15 protein-coding genes are annotated in these 14,264 nt (G+C 73.8%); 6 read left to right on the plus strand and 9 right to left on the minus strand.

Annotation, left to right across the window (positions count from 1 at the left end):
- The first annotated feature begins 82 nt into the window (after nucleotides 1–82).
- On the plus strand, nucleotides 83–1,072 hold the full coding sequence (locus tag ACFW47_RS01540; protein ID WP_386279281.1) for a hypothetical protein: 990 nt from the start codon (nucleotides 83–85) through the stop codon (nucleotides 1,070–1,072).
- Nucleotides 1,073–1,085: 13 nt separating this feature from the next.
- On the opposite strand, the gene ACFW47_RS01545 is transcribed toward ACFW47_RS01540, so the two are convergent.
- Both ACFW47_RS01545 and ACFW47_RS01550 read right to left on the minus strand, forming a co-directional pair.
- Complete coding sequence (locus ACFW47_RS01545; protein ID WP_386304320.1) at nucleotides 1,086–1,823, minus strand: bifunctional DNA primase/polymerase; 738 nt, start codon at nucleotides 1,821–1,823, stop codon at nucleotides 1,086–1,088.
- A gap of 119 nt (nucleotides 1,824–1,942) precedes the next feature.
- A complete protein-coding gene (locus ACFW47_RS01550) occupies nucleotides 1,943–2,587 on the minus strand; it encodes a TetR/AcrR family transcriptional regulator (RefSeq protein WP_386279276.1) in 645 nt (214 codons plus the stop codon).
- Nucleotides 2,588–2,701: 114 nt separating this feature from the next.
- On the opposite strand from ACFW47_RS01550, the gene ACFW47_RS01555 reads away from it, so the two are divergent.
- The gene (locus tag ACFW47_RS01555) at nucleotides 2,702–2,914 is read left to right on the plus strand and encodes a DUF6243 family protein (RefSeq protein ID WP_386279274.1); all 213 of its coding nucleotides are present in this window, start codon (nucleotides 2,702–2,704) and stop codon (nucleotides 2,912–2,914) included.
- Here the strand turns inward: ACFW47_RS01555 and ACFW47_RS01560 are convergent.
- From ACFW47_RS01560 to ACFW47_RS01580, 5 genes are all read right to left on the minus strand, one after another.
- The gene (locus tag ACFW47_RS01560; RefSeq protein ID WP_386304814.1) at nucleotides 2,909–3,580 is read right to left on the minus strand and encodes a response regulator; all 672 of its coding nucleotides are present in this window, start codon (nucleotides 3,578–3,580) and stop codon (nucleotides 2,909–2,911) included. The genes ACFW47_RS01555 and ACFW47_RS01560 overlap by 6 nt on opposite strands.
- A 7-nt stretch (nucleotides 3,581–3,587) precedes the next feature.
- Nucleotides 3,588–4,841 (minus strand): sensor histidine kinase, encoded by a 1,254-nt coding sequence (locus tag ACFW47_RS01565; RefSeq protein WP_386279272.1) that lies wholly within the window; start codon nucleotides 4,839–4,841, stop codon nucleotides 3,588–3,590.
- Between the two features lie 22 nt (nucleotides 4,842–4,863).
- Nucleotides 4,864–5,859, minus strand: coding sequence for a small ribosomal subunit Rsm22 family protein (locus ACFW47_RS01570; RefSeq protein ID WP_386279270.1), 996 nt, complete (start codon nucleotides 5,857–5,859; stop codon nucleotides 4,864–4,866).
- 506 nt (nucleotides 5,860–6,365) lie between these two features.
- The gene (locus ACFW47_RS01575; RefSeq protein WP_386279268.1) at nucleotides 6,366–7,535 is read right to left on the minus strand and encodes a serine hydrolase domain-containing protein; all 1,170 of its coding nucleotides are present in this window, start codon (nucleotides 7,533–7,535) and stop codon (nucleotides 6,366–6,368) included.
- Complete coding sequence (locus ACFW47_RS01580) at nucleotides 7,502–8,800, minus strand: multidrug effflux MFS transporter (RefSeq protein WP_386304322.1); 1,299 nt, start codon at nucleotides 8,798–8,800, stop codon at nucleotides 7,502–7,504. Before ACFW47_RS01580 ends, ACFW47_RS01575 begins: the two co-directional genes overlap by 34 nt.
- Before the next feature lie 116 nt (nucleotides 8,801–8,916).
- On the opposite strand from ACFW47_RS01580, the gene ACFW47_RS01585 reads away from it, so the two are divergent.
- Entirely contained in the window at nucleotides 8,917–9,954 is a 1,038-nt protein-coding gene (locus ACFW47_RS01585; protein ID WP_386279264.1) for a Gfo/Idh/MocA family protein, read from the plus strand.
- Here ACFW47_RS01585 and ACFW47_RS01590 read toward each other — a convergent pair.
- Nucleotides 9,941–11,596 (minus strand): alkaline phosphatase D family protein, encoded by a 1,656-nt coding sequence (locus ACFW47_RS01590; RefSeq protein ID WP_386304324.1) that lies wholly within the window; start codon nucleotides 11,594–11,596, stop codon nucleotides 9,941–9,943. The two genes, ACFW47_RS01585 and ACFW47_RS01590, sit on opposite strands and share 14 nt — an antisense overlap.
- 132 nt (nucleotides 11,597–11,728) lie before the next feature.
- On the opposite strand from ACFW47_RS01590, the gene ACFW47_RS01595 reads away from it, so the two are divergent.
- The gene (locus tag ACFW47_RS01595) at nucleotides 11,729–12,520 is read left to right on the plus strand and encodes an SDR family oxidoreductase (RefSeq protein ID WP_386279260.1); all 792 of its coding nucleotides are present in this window, start codon (nucleotides 11,729–11,731) and stop codon (nucleotides 12,518–12,520) included.
- Between the two features lie 258 nt (nucleotides 12,521–12,778).
- Here the strand turns inward: ACFW47_RS01595 and ACFW47_RS01600 are convergent, their stop codons facing one another.
- Nucleotides 12,779–13,105 carry a nuclear transport factor 2 family protein gene (locus ACFW47_RS01600; RefSeq protein ID WP_386279258.1) on the minus strand — a complete coding sequence of 109 codons (327 nt, stop codon included), beginning with the start codon at nucleotides 13,103–13,105 and terminating at the stop codon, nucleotides 12,779–12,781.
- Between the two features lie 193 nt (nucleotides 13,106–13,298).
- Here ACFW47_RS01600 and ACFW47_RS01605 point away from each other — a divergent pair, with 193 nt between their 5' ends.
- Both ACFW47_RS01605 and ACFW47_RS01610 read left to right on the plus strand, forming a co-directional pair.
- Nucleotides 13,299–13,841 carry a DoxX family protein gene (locus ACFW47_RS01605; RefSeq protein WP_383278984.1) on the plus strand — a complete coding sequence of 181 codons (543 nt, stop codon included), beginning with the start codon at nucleotides 13,299–13,301 and terminating at the stop codon, nucleotides 13,839–13,841.
- A gap of 39 nt (nucleotides 13,842–13,880) precedes the next feature.
- On the plus strand, nucleotides 13,881–14,237 hold the full coding sequence (locus ACFW47_RS01610) for a MazG-like family protein (RefSeq protein ID WP_386279256.1): 357 nt from the start codon (nucleotides 13,881–13,883) through the stop codon (nucleotides 14,235–14,237).
- Nucleotides 14,238–14,264: the final 27 nt, after the last annotated feature.

Consider the following 14,264-nt stretch of genomic DNA (forward strand, 5'->3'; position numbering starts at 1 on the left):
CGGCGGTACCCGGTCCCGGCGTCCGGGCGCCGTCCCGCCCCGGTAGGGTTCGCCTCCGGGAAGGGGAAGGTGAAGGAACCTGATGAGCAGGGATCGCGGCCCTCGTAGGCCCCGCAGGCTGGGCAAGCACGCGCTGGTGGCCGCCTCGGCGACCGCTTTGTCGTTGACGGCGAGCGGCTGCGTGGTGGTGCACGGCGAGCGCGAGGTGCTGCCGTCGGCCACCCGGGCCGAGGCCGCGAAGGCGCTCCAGCAGTTCACCTCCGCGTACAACGCGGCCGACAAGGCGTACGACGCCTCCCTGGACGCCGAGCACACCACGGGCGCCCTCGCCGCCATCGACTCGGCGCGGCTGAAGGCGGGCCGGACCAACCACCCGGACGGCAACCCGTCGCACGCTCCGCTGGAGCTGACGGACGCCGAGTTCACCATCCCGAAGAAGGCAGGCTGGCCGCGCTGGTTCGTCGCGGACGCCAAGGGCAACAAGGGCGGCGAGGCACGCTGGCTGCTGGTGTTCACCAAGCACGGCCTGGACGAGACCTGGCAGGCGGCTTACCTGACGCTGGTCGCCCCGGACAAGGTGCCGGAGTTCAAGACGGACGCGGACGGCTGGGCCGAGGCCGTACCCGCCAACTCCACGGACGTGGCGATACCCCCCGCCGGCCTGAGCAAGGGCTACACGACGTACCTGGAGGACGGCGGCGAGGCCTTCGCCGAAGGCGTCCACACCAGTTCCTGGCGCGAGTTGCGTCAGAAGCGGTCGACGCGCCCCGGACTGGCCACGCAGTACATCGACGAGCCGTTGGCGAACGGCGACTACGCGCCGCTGGCGCTGCGCACGAAGGACGGCGGGGCGGCGGTGTTCTTCAGCTCGCGCCACTACGAGAAGCAGACGGCGGCGCGGGGCGCGGCCGTGCCGACGCCGAACAAGGACGTGCTGGCGCTGACGGACGGCGAGATCAAGCAGTCGCTGACGATGGAGTTCGTCTCCAACCAGCTGGCGCTCGACCCGGCGGACGGACCGGTGTCGGTCCTGGGCCGGGTCCAGGGCCTGACGTCGGCGAAGGGCGAGTAGCCCCGGGCGGCGGTCAGCGGCGCAGGGGCCAGACGGCACCCGCGTGGTCGCCGTCCCCGTCCGCGCCGGCGTACCGGGCGCAGGCGTCGGTGAGGATCTCCAGCAGGGTCAGCGGGTCCGGCAGCGGGTGCTCGGGGCCGCGTACCCAGTGCACGGTACGGTCCTCGCCGGGCAGCCGGGCCGGCGGTACGAGCACGTAGGAGCCGCGGCAGTGCCAGCGCAGCCCCGGGTGCTCGTCCATCGTCTCGGGGTGGCAGTCCAGCTCGCACGGCCACCACTCGTCCTCCTCCTCGGGGGTGCCCCGGGTGAGGGTGAACAGCAGCATGCGGCCGTCGTCGCTCTCGGCGACCGGACCGACCTCGACACCGGCGTCGAGAAGCCTCCGCAACGCCTCACGACCGGCCTCCAAGGGCACGTCGAGGACGTCGTGCACCATGCCGGTCGCGGTGATGAAGTTGGCCTCCGGCTGGTGGCGGGCCCAGCGCTCGATCTGCGCGCGGTCGGTCGTGGACTGCGTCTGCCAGGCGAAGGACACCGGGTGCCGGGCGGGGGTGGGGCAGCCGACGCGCTCGCAGGAGCAGCGGTATCCGGCCGGGTGCGCGGCGGGCGCCAGCGGCAGTCCCGCACCGGCGGCGGCGAGCAGCAGATCCTCCCGGCCACCGTCACCGGCGGCCTCCTTGGGGCGGCGTCCGCGCAGCCACGAGGAGAGTTTGCCCTGCAGACCGCTCCGACCGCCGAACTCCGCGCTCATCAATCTCCTCGCCTCGCCGTCGTGCGCTCCAGCATGCCCTATCGTCGCACCATTGCGCGCTTCGGGGCCGGGAAGGGACGAACTTCCCTGGTCAGGCTGGATTGTCCGAAACTTTTCGGTCAGCGCGGGGCGAGCCCGTGGAGGGCGTAGTCGACGAGCGTGTCGGTGTACTCGTAGGAGATCGGCCCCGTGTACTGGAGCCAGCGCTGGGCGAGCGGGGAGACGAAGAGCTCCAGCGCGATCCGCGGGTCGACCTCCGGCCGCAGGTCGCCGGCCTCCTGGGCGGAGCGCAGCCGGTCGACGTAGAGCTGCAGCGACGGCTCCAGGAGCTTGGTGACGAACTCCCGGCCGAGCTTCTCGTTGACGACGCCCTCCGCGGCGAGGGCACGGGAGGGGGCCTCGAACCTGGGGTCGCGCAGTTCGTCGACGGTGGCGCGCAGCACGCCCTTGAGGTCGGCGGCGAGGTCACCGGTGTCCGGGATGGCGCCGGCGGGCTCGTCACCGGCGGCCTGCGCGGCCTGGTCAGCGCGGTCGAGGAACGCCTCCAGCAGGACGTCCGCCTTGGAGGGCCACCAGCGGTAGATCGTCTGCTTGCCGACACCGGCTCGGGCGGCGATGCCCTCGATGGTGGTCCTCGGGTAGCCGACCTCGACGACCAGCGCGAGGGCGGCGTCGTAGATGGCCCGGCGGGACCGCTGACTGCGGCGGCTGACGTCGGGGTGCGGCTTGTCGGACGGTGTGGGGGTGGATTTCTCGGCGGCCATGGCTCGAACTTATCAGGTTGACAAGACGGCTCGTCTCGCCGGACAGTGGATCGAGACATAACCGAGACGGCACGTATCGTCGCGTTGACTCGGTGGCCGAGGAGAGGGGACCCCATGACCCGAGGTGGAGCCGGAAACATGCTGGGCGTCGGCGGCACCCGCCGCAAGCTCGGCCGCGACGCACTGCGCGGCGGCGACCGCGGCGGCCGGAACGGCGGCGGCCCGGACCCGCTGGCCGAGAAGCGGGAACTGCTGCGAAAGCTCCGGGAGCGCCGGCGCGGACAACGACAGCAGGAGGAGGAGGCCACCGACGAGAAGACCTCATGACGAGCCGCGGGGCTGGGCGCGCGCGTTCTCCAGGTAGTGCAGGACGGCCGCCACCCGCCGGTCGACCCGGTCGGCCGGGGACAGGTCGAGTTTGGCGAAGATGCTGCGGATGTGCTTGTGGACCGCGCCGTCGGTGACGACGAGCCGCGCGGCGATCGCCCCGTTGCCCAGGCCCTCGGCCATCAGGGCGAGCACCTCCCGCTCGCGCGGACTCAGACGCTCCAGCCGGGTGTCCTGCCGGGTCCGGGTGAACAGCTGGGCGACGACCTCCGGGTCGATGGCGGTACCGCCGGCCGCGACCCGGCGCAGCGCGTCCATGAACTCCTCGACCCGCCCGACGCGTTCCTTGAGCAGGTAGCCGAGGCCGCCCACCCCGCCGGTCAGCAGGTCGGTGGCGAAGGACTGCTCGACGTACGCGGACAGCACCAGGACGGCCATCGCGGGCCACCGGCGCCGGGCCTCGACGGCCGCGCGGACGCCTTCGTCGGTGTGCGTGGGCGGCATCCGTACGTCCAGGACGGCCACGTCGGGCTCGTGCTCGCCGATGGCGTCGAGCACCGACTCGGCGGTGTCCGCGGTCGCCACGACGTCCAGGCCCTCCGCGCGCAGCAGCAGGGCGAGCCCTTCACGCAGCAGGGGGTCGTCCTCGGCGATCACGATCCGCAGGGCCGCTTCATGTTCCACAGGGCAGGTCCACTTCCAGAGTCGTAGGTCCGCCCGGCGGGCTGGCCAGGCGCAGAGAACCGTCATGGGCCGCGACCCGGCGCCGGATGCCCGTCAGCCCCGAACCACCGCTCTCGTCCGCACCGCCACGCCCGTCGTCCTCGACCAGGACCCGCAGTCGCCCGCCGTCCCCGCGCACCGTCACGGACGCCCGCCGGGCCCCGCTGTGCTTCGCGATGTTCGTCAACGCCTCCGCCACCACGAAGTACGCCGTCGCCTCCACCGACGCCGCACACCGCCCCGGCACCTGCGCATCGACCCGGCACGGCACCGCGCAGTCGGCCGCGAGCCCCGACAGCGCCCCTGCCAGTCCCCGGTCCGCCAGCACCGGCGGCAGAATCCCGCGCGCCACCCCGCGCAGCTCCGCCAACGCCTGCTCCGCCGCCGACTGCGCCCGCTCCAGCAATGCGTCGGCCCCCGCGGGATCCCGCCCCGCCATCCGACGCGCCGCGCCCAGCAGCACCGTCACCGAGACCAGCCGGTTCTGCGCACCGTCGTGCAACGACCGCTCGATCCGCCGCAGTTCCGTCGCGTGCGCGTCCAGCGCCGCCGCCCGCGTCGCCGTCAGCTCCGCCACCCGCATCGACAGGTCCACGTCCGGCCCCGCCGCCAGCAGCCGCCGCCCCGGCCCCGCCTGGGCCCTGGCCATCCCCGGGCCCAGCCCGAGCAGGATCGCGACCCAGCCCACCCCCAGCAGCGCCGCCGCGAGGGCGTCCGGCCAGGACTGGGCGGTGCCGATCCCCACGGAGGTGGTCGTGGCGTCTTCGGGCAGGAGCAGCCACCACCACAGAGGGAAGGTGGTGTCCCGGACGGCGCAGAGCGGCAGCAGAACCCCCAGCAGCCCCAACAGCAGCCCCAGGGTGCCGTGCCGGGCCAGCCAGCGCAGCTCACGCCGGGTGACCGGGTCGGCCAGGGCGGGACGCAGCCCGGCCGGCGGCGGGTCCGGGGCGATGACCTCGCCGCCCCAGCGCCCCAGCCGTTCCCGTTCCCTCCCGGCCAGGGCGTGCAGCGCGCGCAGCGCGGCCGGAGCCGCCCACAGTCCCACACCCACCAGACAGGTCACGGCGGTGAGGGCGATCCCGCCCAGCAGGACGAAGGCGAGCACCGCCGTACCAAGGCCCCCGGCGAGCTGCCGCATCGCCGCGAGCGCGGCGGAGACGGTACGGACGACGGCCTCCCGGCGCCCGACGAGCGGCACTGCCATACGCCCTCCTCCCCCAGGAACCCTACTGCCCGGGCGAGTCGGCCTCCCCCGACGGCCAGGCATCGCCCCAGTCCGCGTCACGGGCCGCCTTGTACAGGTCACCGTGGCGCTTGGTGACCGTCCGCCGGCGCAACCGCTCGTCGGGCTCGCACAGGTCGAGCAGCACCTGCCCCTTGCGGATCTGCGGACGCCGGACCACCCGGGACGGCGCGGGCCCGACGGGGAACCGGGCGGCCGCGACATAGCTGAACTTCTCGTCCTCGTAGGCCAGGGAGCCGCCCTTGACCTGCCGGTGCAGGCTGGACCGGCTGACCCGCGCCGCGAAGTGGCACCAGTCCGTGCCGGGCACGATGGGGCAGGCCCCGCTGTGCGGACAGGGCGCGGCGACCCGGAACCCGGCGGCGATCAGCCGGTCGCGGGCCTCGATGACCCGGGCGTACCCGTCCGGTGTACCGGCCTCCACGATCACGACGGCCTGCGCGGCCGAGGCGGCGGTGTCGACGAGGGCGGCGCGGTCGGGGCCGGTCAGCTCGTTGAGCACGTAGGAGACGGTGACGAGGTCGGTGCCCGCCACGTCGAGCGCCGCTCCGATGCGGGCGCGCTGCCAGCGCACGTCGCCCAGCTCCGGGAGGGCACCGGCGATCTCCCGGCCGAGGGCGAGCGCCGGTTCGGCCCAGTCGAGCACGGTCACCGGGCGGGCGCCGGGCCAGGTGTCGTTGACGGCCCAGGTCGCGGCACCGGTCCCGCCGCCCACGTCGACGTGGCTGCCGGGCACCCACTCGGGCACGGTGTCCGCGAACGCCGCGAGCGCGGAGCGTACGGCGGCGAAGGTGGCGGGCATGCGGTAGGCGGCGTAGGCGACGACGTCCGCGCGGTCGCGCAGGATCGGGGCGTCGGTCGGGGTGGCCCCGCGATAATTGGCGATCAGCCGCTCCACGGCCTGCGCGGCCTGACGGGGCGGCAGCCCGTCGACCAGCTCGGCGAGGGCGGCACGCAGGGTTTCGGCGGGGTCGTTCACCTGGCGAATTGTATGGGGCGGGGTCGCCTGCGGCGTGGGGGTGGCTGCGGGAGGGGTGTGCAACCCGGCGCGGGTGCGGGCGTGGGGGTGGGTCGCGCGGCCCGGCGCTGACGGGGTGCCTCCCCCGCTCTCGGCTTCGCTCGGGCGGGAGGTGCCCCCACCGCCCACCCGTGCCGCCCTGGGGTACCTCCCAGGCCGTTCAGGCACCGGGGGAGGCACGGCTGCCCGCAGCTGGGGCGGGACGGCGGCCCGCCTCGCGCGGGCGGTTGGCCGCGTACGGCGGGAAGGGGACGTGTCGGGGGTGTCCGCCCGCAGCGGTTGGCGCGTCAACGCCGTCCACCCCCGTAGCCGACCGATTCCGCGCCGTTCCGAGGACGGACACCCCCCGGCGCGGCCCCGGCCCACAGACAACACACCGCGCCACGCGCACCCCCACCGAACAGCCACAGGCCGCCGCAGGCATCCGCACCCCACCGAACCCGCACCGGCCGCCGCAGGCACCCCGCTCAACCGCCGGAGGCAACCCGCACGGCCCGAGCCACCCGAGTCCCCACCCCCGCCCGAGGCCCGTTGTCCGGTGCCCGGCGGCGCGGGTGGACCGTGTTGGCCAGCAGAACCGCGAACGTGTCCGTCGCCCGGTCGAGGACCAGCATCGTCCCCGTGAACCCGGTGTGCCCGGCCGCCCCCCGCCCCGCCAGCTCCCCCATGAACCACGGCTGGTCGAGGGCGAACCCAAGCCCCGGCTCGGTCAGCAGCAGCTCCACGAAGTCCGGCCCGAGGACCCGCGCCGGCCCGTACGAGCCCCCCGCCAGCAGCGCCCGGCAGAACACCGCCAGGTCCCGCGCGGTCGAGAACAGCCCCGCATGGCCCGCCACCCCGCCCAGCGCCCACGCGTTCTCGTCGTGCACGACCCCTCGCAGCATCCCCCGGTCCGCCTTGGCCCAGGGCCGCCGCTGGTCCTCCGTGGCCGCCGCCCCCGGACACGGCCCGAACCGCGTCGCCGCCATGCCCAGCGGCCGGGTGATCCCGTCGCGGACGAGGACGTCGAGCGTCCGCCCGGTGATGCGCTCCAGGACGTGCTGGAGGAGCAGCATGTTCAGATCCGAGTAGCAGTACGTCCCCGGCACCCCCACCGGCGGCTCCGCCCGCAGCCTCCGCAGCCGCTCCTCCTCGCCGGCGCAGTCGTACAGCGGCAGCTCCGGCCGCAGTCCCGACGTGTGCGTGAGCAGCTGCCGCACCGTGATTCCGTGCACCGCCGCCGCCCGGAAGTCCGGCAGGTACGCCCCCACCTCCGCGTCGATGCCGAGCGTGCCCCGCTCGATCTGCTGCACGGCGGCGACGGCGGTGAACACCTTCGTCAGGGAGGCCAGGTCGAAGGGCGTACCGACGGTCATCGGCACCCGCGCCCCCTCGGGCAGCTCCACGCCCGCGTCGGCTCGCGCGTCGTAGGCCGAGTAGCGCACGGCCCACCCCGCCGCCTCCTCCACGGCGAGCACGGGCCCCCGCCCCACGGCGACGACGGCGCCCGCCGCCCAGGGCCGCTCCCCGGCAGTGAGGGCGTGGACCTCCTCCACGACACGGCGGAGCTGCTCGGGATCGAGCCCGGCCCGCTCCGGGGTGCCGTGACGCAGTCTCGGGGCGCTCAGTTCTCTTCTCCCTCCGGAGGACGACGGCACATCCCTGCGAAGAAGGCGAGCGCCACCACCGCCGCGACGAGCTGCACCACGGCCATCGGCAGGGCGGTGTCCTCCCCCGCGACCCCGACCAGCGGCGAGGCCACGGCGCCGATGAGGAAGGACGACGTGCCGAGCAGCGCCGAGGCGGAGCCGGCCGACTTCTTCACCCGCATCAGCGCGAGCGCCTGCGTGTTGGGCAGGCTGATGCCCATCGCCGACATCAGCACGAACAGCGCGGCGGCGACCGGCACGAGCCCGACCTCGCCGAAGACGCCGAGGGACATCAGCAGCAGGGCCGTCGCGGCGGCGATGACGATGAGGAGCCCGAGGACCAGCACCCGGTCCAGCCGCACCCGCCCGACCAGGATCTTGCCGTTGATCTGCCCCACCACGACCAGCCCGATCGAGTTGAGGCCGAACAGCAGGCTGAACGTCTGCGGCGAGGCCCCGTAGATCTCCTGGATGACGAACGGCGACGCGGAGATGTAAGCGAACAGCGAGGCGAAGGCGAACCCGCCCGCGAGCATGTACCCGGTGAAGGCCCGGTCGGCGAGCAGCCCCCGCATGGCGCGCAGCGTGTCGCCGACCCCGCCCTCGTGCCGCTCGTCCTCCGGCAGCGTTTCGGGCAGCTTGGCCCACACGACGACGCCCAGCGCCACCCCCACCACCGTGAGCACGACGAAGACGCCCCGCCAGTCCGTCACCCGCAGGATCTGCCCGCCGATGAGCGGCGCGACGACGGGCGCGACCCCGGAGATCAGCATGAGGGTGGAGAAGAAGCGGGCCATGGCCACACCGTCGTAGAGGTCGCGTACGACGGCCCGGGCGATGACGATCGCGGCGGCCCCCGCGAGGCCCTGTGCCAGCCGGAAGGCGACCAGCAGTTCCACGGTGGGCGCGAGCGCGCACAGCGCGGTGGCGACCACGTAGACGGCGAGGCCGGTCAGCAGGGGGCGCCGCCGCCCCCACTTGTCGCTCATCGGCCCGACCACGAGCTGCCCGAGCGCCATGCCGGCCAGGCAGGCGGTGAGCGTGAGCTGCACGGTGGCGGCGGGCGCGCTCAGGGCCCGGGTGACCTCCGGGAGCGCGGGCAGGTACATGTCCATCGCCAGCGGCGGCGTCGCGGTCAGCCCGCCGAGGAGCAGCGTGACGAGCAGCCCGGCACGGCGGGCGCCGCGGACGTCGCCGGCCTGTGGCGCGTCCGTGCGTGAGGTGACGGTCGGTTGCGGTGGTGTGTGCGGTATGGACGGCCCGCGCTCGGGCATGTGCCCCTCCCTCTTCGACGGATCCGGCACCTATGCTCTCAGCTCGTACGGACTTGAACGAACACGGAACGAACAGACTCGAACGACCTGAGCGAGGGTGGGGCAGGGTGTCAGCGGTGACCGGGCAGAAGGTGCGCTGGGGGATTCTGGCGACCGGTGGGATGGCGGCGACGTTCACGGCGGATCTGGTCGATCTGCCGGACGCGGAGGTCGTGGCGGTGGCCTCGCGGACCGAGGCGTCGGCGAAGGCGTTCGCGGAGCGGTTCGGGATACCGCGGGCGTACGGCGGCTGGGAGACCCTCGCCCGGGACGAGGACGTGGACGTGGTGTACGTCGCCACCCCGCACTCCGCGCACCGCACGGCGGCCGGCCTGTGCCTGGAGGCGGGCCGCAACGTGCTGTGCGAGAAGCCGTTCACGCTGAACGCGCGCGAGGCGGCGGAACTGGTCGCGCTCGCCCGCGAGAACGGCGGCTTCCTGATGGAAGCGATGTGGATGTACTGCAACCCGCTGGTGCGGCGCCTGAAGGCGCTGGTCGACGACGGCGCGATCGGCGAGGTGCGCAGTGTGCAGGCGGACTTCGGGCTCGCGGGTCCCTTCCCCCCCGCCCACCGGCTGCGCGACCCGGCGCAGGGCGGCGGCGCGCTGCTCGACCTGGGCGTGTACCCGGTGTCGTTCGCGCAGTTGCTGCTCGGCGAGCCGTCGGACATCGCCGCGCGGGCGGTGCTCTCGGCGGAGGGCGTCGACCTCCAGACAGGCGCCCTGCTCTCCTACGACAGCGGCGCCCTGGCCTCCGTGCACTGCTCCATCACCGGTGGCACGCCCAACTCGGCATCGGTCACCGGGTCCAGGGGCCGCGTCGACGTGCCGTACGGCTTCTTCTTCCCGGACCATTTCGTGCTGCACCGCGACGGCAAGGAGCCCGAGGAGTTCCGGGCGGACCCGGCCGACGGGCCCCGGGCCAGCCTCAAGCACGAGGCCCGGGAGGTGATGCGGGCCCTGCGGGCCGGTGAGAACGAGTCGCCGCTGGTCCCGCTGGACGGCACGCTGGCCGTGATGCGGACGCTCGACGCGATCCGGGACCGCGTCGGCGTCCGCTACCCCGGCGAGGAGAGCGACGAGCCGGCCGCCGACCGCGAGGTCACGCCGGCTTGAGCCCCTGCTCCCCCACCTCCGTCACGAAGGACGCGGCGGTCGTCAGCGGCGCCCCCTCGGTGGTGACGTGGGAGACCGTCTTGAAGTCGGCGCGCGCCAGCTCGCGGCCGAGCGAGACGGTCGTGTAGCCGCGCAGCCCGCTGTAGAACCTCAGGTGCGGGTTGGCGGCCATGAGGGTGTCCCAGTTGGACGGCTTCGCGGAGCCGTCGCGCCCGCTGGTGACGGAGGTGGTGACGATCTCGGTGCCCAGGGTCCGGGAGCCGGGGTCGTCGAAGTCGCGCTTGATGTCGAAGCCGTAGTGGACGTGCACGTCACCGGTGAGGACCATCAGGTTCTCGACACCGGCGGCCCGCGCGCCGGCCAGCACCCGCTCGCGGGAGGCCGGGTAGCCGTCCCAGGAGTCCATGGAGACCTTGGACGGGGTGCTGGTCGAGTTGAACCGCTGCGAGAAGGTGACCTGCTGGGGCAGCACGTTCCACAGGGCGTCCGACCGGTGCCAGCCATTGATCAGCCAGCGTTCCTGGGCGTCGCCGGTCAGGGTGCGGCTCGGGTCCTCGGACTCGGGGCCGGGGAACTGCCAGCCGTCGCCGTAGGCCTGGTTGGAGCGGTACTGGCGGGTGTCGAGCACGTCGAACTGGGCGAGCCGGCCCCAGTGCAGGCGGCGGTACAGCTTCAGGTCCGCCCCGTCGGGGAGCTGCGGCCGGCGCAGCGGCATGTTCTCCCAGTACGCCCGGTAGGCGGCGGCCCGGCGGATGAGGAACTCCTCCGGCGGCACGCTGTTCTCGGGCGTCTGGCCGGCGTAGTTGTTCTCGGTCTCGTGGTCGTCCCAGGTGACGACGAACGGGTGGGCGGCGTGCGCGGCCCTGAGGTCGGGGTCGGACTTGTAGAGGGCGTACCGCAGGCGGTAGTCCTCCAGCGTCACCGTCTCGCGGTCGAAGAGGTCCGGCAGGGTGCCCGCGGGGTAGGCGCGGGAGCCCGCGCTGGAGTTGACGGCGTACTCGTACAGGTAGTCGCCGAGGTGGAGGACGACGTCCACGTCCTCCTGCGCCAGGTGCCGGTACGCGGTGTAGTAGCCCTGGTCGTAACGCTGGCAGGAGACCAGGCCGAAGGTGAGCCCGGAGACCCGGCTGTGCCGGGCGGGCGCGGTGCGGGTGCGGCCGGCCGGGCTGACGTACCGTCCGGCGCGGAAGCGGTAGTGGTAGACGCGGCCGGGGGCGAGGTGGTCGACCTCGACGTGCACGGTGTGGTGGAACTCGGGGTGCGCGGTGGCCGTGCCCCGTCTGACCACGCGGCGGAAGCGTTCGTCGAGGGCCAGCTCCCAGCTCACGTCGATCCGTTTCGCGGGCAGTCCGCTGTCGGCCTGGTACGGGACGGGGGCCAGGCGCGTCCACAGCAGGACGGAGCCGGGCTGCGGGTCGCCGGAGGCGACGCCGAGGGTGAAGGGGTCGTCGGTGAGCCGCGCCGCGTCGAGTTCGGCGGCGCTCGCGGTGCCGGCGGCCGGCAGGTTGACGGAGAAGGCGAGCGCCGCGGCGGCGCCGGTGACGGTCAGGAAGCGGCGGCGGCCCAGCTGCCGGGCGGCGGCGCGGAGTTCGGGGGCGTGCGACGGCGCGGCGGGCCGGGCCTGGTGGTTCGCGGGTGTCATCCGTTCCTCCCCTTGCGGTGGTTGCAGGGGGCATTCGAATGGCCGGGGGCGACCCTGGCTTGGCGCGGACATGACGAAGCCATGTCGGACGGATGAGTTCCGCATGATCGGCCACGCGTACGCTGCCGACTCATGAACACCGTGAGAACCGGCGCCGAGGAGAACACCGGCGCACAGAAGGTAGCCCTCGTCACGGGAGCCGGCTCCGGCATCGGCCGGGCGGTCACCGTCGAACTGCTCGCGGCCGGCTGGTCGGTGGCCCTGGCCGGCCGGCGCGCGGAGACGCTGGAGGAGACGGCCGCGCAGGCCCCCGCCGACGGCGGGACGGCACTCCCCGTGCGCGCCGACGTGTCACGCCCCGAAGACGTGACCGCCCTGTTCGACGCCGTACGCGACCGCTTCGGGCGGCTCGACCTGCTGTTCAACAACGCGGGGACGTTCGGCCCCGGCGGGGTGCCGGTCGAGGAGCTGCCCTACGAGGCGTGGCGGCACGTGGTGGACACCAACCTCAACGGCGCGTTCCTGTGCGCGCAGGCGGCGTACCGGCAGATGAAGGAACAGGAGCCGCAGGGCGGCCGGATCATCAACAACGGCTCGATCTCGGCGCACACCCCGCGCCCGCACTCGGTGGCGTACACGGCGACCAAGCACGCGCTGACCGGCCTGACCAAGTCACTGTCGCTGGACGGCAGGCCCTACGGCATCGCGGTCGGCCAGATCGACATCGGCAACGCGGCGACCGACATGACGGCGGGGATGCAGACCGGCGCGCTCCAGGCCGACGGCCGGACGGCGCCGGAGCCGGTGATGGACGTCGCCGACGTGGCGCGCACGGTGCGGCACATGGCCGAGCTGCCGCTGGAGGCGAACGTGCAGTTCGCGACGGTCATGGCGACAGCGATGCCGTACGTGGGCCGCGGCTGAGGAAGAACCGCGGGAGCCGCCCCCTGGATCCACACAATCGGAATATCAAAGTCCGCAGTATTGCGGCCGGTGGCGGACTTATGCTCAACTCTCCTTCACCGGAGCTTCACACATGGAAGCCAGAACTTCCACGGAGCTCGGCGAGCCACACCGAGGGGGGAGGCGGCAGCCGTGCCGCCGCACCGGTTGGGGGTGGACCCGCGCGGGATCGCGGGAACACACCGGTGAGCGGCACGGCTGCCGCGTTTTCGTACCTGCTTACGCCTGACCGGTCTCGAACCGTGCGATCCGGCCGTCACCGTCCACGGTGAAGCTCCACCGCGTACGCATCTCGCCCCAGGTGTCGTTGCGGTAGCGCGCGATGAGGGCGCGACCGCCGTTCGACTCGTTGTCGACCTCCATGTGCCCGTTGGAGGAGAAGATCTCCTGGTCGATCCACTGGGCGAGGTCCCGGTCGTCCCCGTCGTCGGCCATGGTGGCGTCCGGCGCGAGGGTCGCGAGGAAGGCGTCACGGTCGTGGGCGTTGACGGCGGCGACGAAGGCGCGGACGGCCGGGTCGCTCAGTCGCGTGGTCTGAATCGTCATGCCGGCCAGAGTCACACCGCCCACGACGCCCCGCCACCCGACCGTCGGCCCGCTCGTCCGCCCGCCCCCCTCTCCTGCCCCTCCCCTTCACCCGAACGGCGTCCGCGAAAGGTCCGCACGGCAGCGGCGGGCGACGGTGGATGGTGAGTGATGAGTGGTGCGACGATCCACCGTCCGCGAGGGAGTCGACGACGTGAACTGTTATGACCGGCGTGATCTGGGCCTGCTGCTGCTCCGGCTGGGCACCGGCGGCGTCCTGGCCGCACACGGCGCGCAGAAGCTGCTCGGCTGGTTCGGCGGTGGCGGCATCGAGGGGACCGGCCAGGCCATGGAGGCCATGGGCTACGCGCCCGGCCGGGCCAGCGCCACCGCGGCGGGCCTCGCGGAGGCCGGCGGCGGAACGCTGCTGGCGCTGGGGCTGGCCACCCCGGCCGCGGGCGCGGCGGCGGCCGGCGCGATGGCGGGCGCCGCGGCGGTGCACGCCCCCAACGGCTTCTTCGCCCAGGCCGGCGGTTACGAGTACGCGGTCTCCCTCGGCCTGACGGCGGCGGGTCTGGCGGTCTCGGGCCCGGGCCGCTACTCCCTGGACCACGTCCTCGGCCACGCGGTCAACCGGAACTGGATGGTCCCGGCCGCGCTCGCGGTGACGGCGGCGGCCGCGGTGGCGGTCGTCGGGGCCCGGAACAAGCGGGTGCGGAAGGCGGCGGAGGGCGAGCAGGAGCCGTTGTTCGACTGACGTACCACTCGCTCCGCCTCCCGTGGCAGGCTGCCCGCCATGAACGACGACGACCACGGCACCCGTGCCTCCGCCCCCACCGACCTGTGGACCACCGTCGACGCCCTGTGGAAGTGGCTGGAGGCGGACCAGCCCGTGAGCGGCAGGGAGGGCCTGCTGCTGCGGATGCTGAAGCTGTCGGAGGAGGTCGGCGAGGTCTCCGAGGCGGTGATCGGCGCGACCGGCCAGAACCCGCGCAAGGGCGTCACCCACACGTGGGGCGACGTCGAGGCGGAACTGTGCGACGTCGTGATCACGGCGCTGGTGGCGCTGCGCACCCTGACACCCGGGGCGCGGGCGGTGTTCGACCGCCATCTGGCGCGGGTGGCGGCACGGTCGCTGCCGCCCGGTACGTGAGGTGCCGGGCCCGGGAACGGCGTCCCG

It is taken from the genome of Streptomyces sp. NPDC058796 (genome assembly GCF_042745235.1).
Lineage (GTDB): Bacteria > Actinomycetota > Actinomycetes > Streptomycetales > Streptomycetaceae > Streptomyces.

Coding starts and splice junctions, on each gene's coding strand:
- ACFW47_RS01540 (WP_386279281.1), top strand. CDS start 83: ATGAGCAGGGATCGCGGCCCTCGTAGGCCCCGCAGGCTGGGCAAGCAC.
- ACFW47_RS01545 (WP_386304320.1), bottom strand. CDS start 1,823: ATGAGCGCGGAGTTCGGCGGTCGGAGCGGTCTGCAGGGCAAACTCTCC.
- ACFW47_RS01550 (WP_386279276.1), bottom strand. CDS start 2,587: ATGGCCGCCGAGAAATCCACCCCCACACCGTCCGACAAGCCGCACCCC.
- ACFW47_RS01555 (WP_386279274.1), top strand. CDS start 2,702: ATGACCCGAGGTGGAGCCGGAAACATGCTGGGCGTCGGCGGCACCCGC.
- ACFW47_RS01565 (WP_386279272.1), bottom strand. CDS start 4,841: ATGGCAGTGCCGCTCGTCGGGCGCCGGGAGGCCGTCGTCCGTACCGTC.
- ACFW47_RS01580 (WP_386304322.1), bottom strand. CDS start 8,800: ATGCCCGAGCGCGGGCCGTCCATACCGCACACACCACCGCAACCGACC.
- ACFW47_RS01590 (WP_386304324.1), bottom strand. CDS start 11,596: ATGACACCCGCGAACCACCAGGCCCGGCCCGCCGCGCCGTCGCACGCC.
- ACFW47_RS01595 (WP_386279260.1), top strand. CDS start 11,729: ATGAACACCGTGAGAACCGGCGCCGAGGAGAACACCGGCGCACAGAAG.
- ACFW47_RS01600 (WP_386279258.1), bottom strand. CDS start 13,105: ATGACGATTCAGACCACGCGACTGAGCGACCCGGCCGTCCGCGCCTTC.
- ACFW47_RS01610 (WP_386279256.1), top strand. CDS start 13,881: ATGAACGACGACGACCACGGCACCCGTGCCTCCGCCCCCACCGACCTG.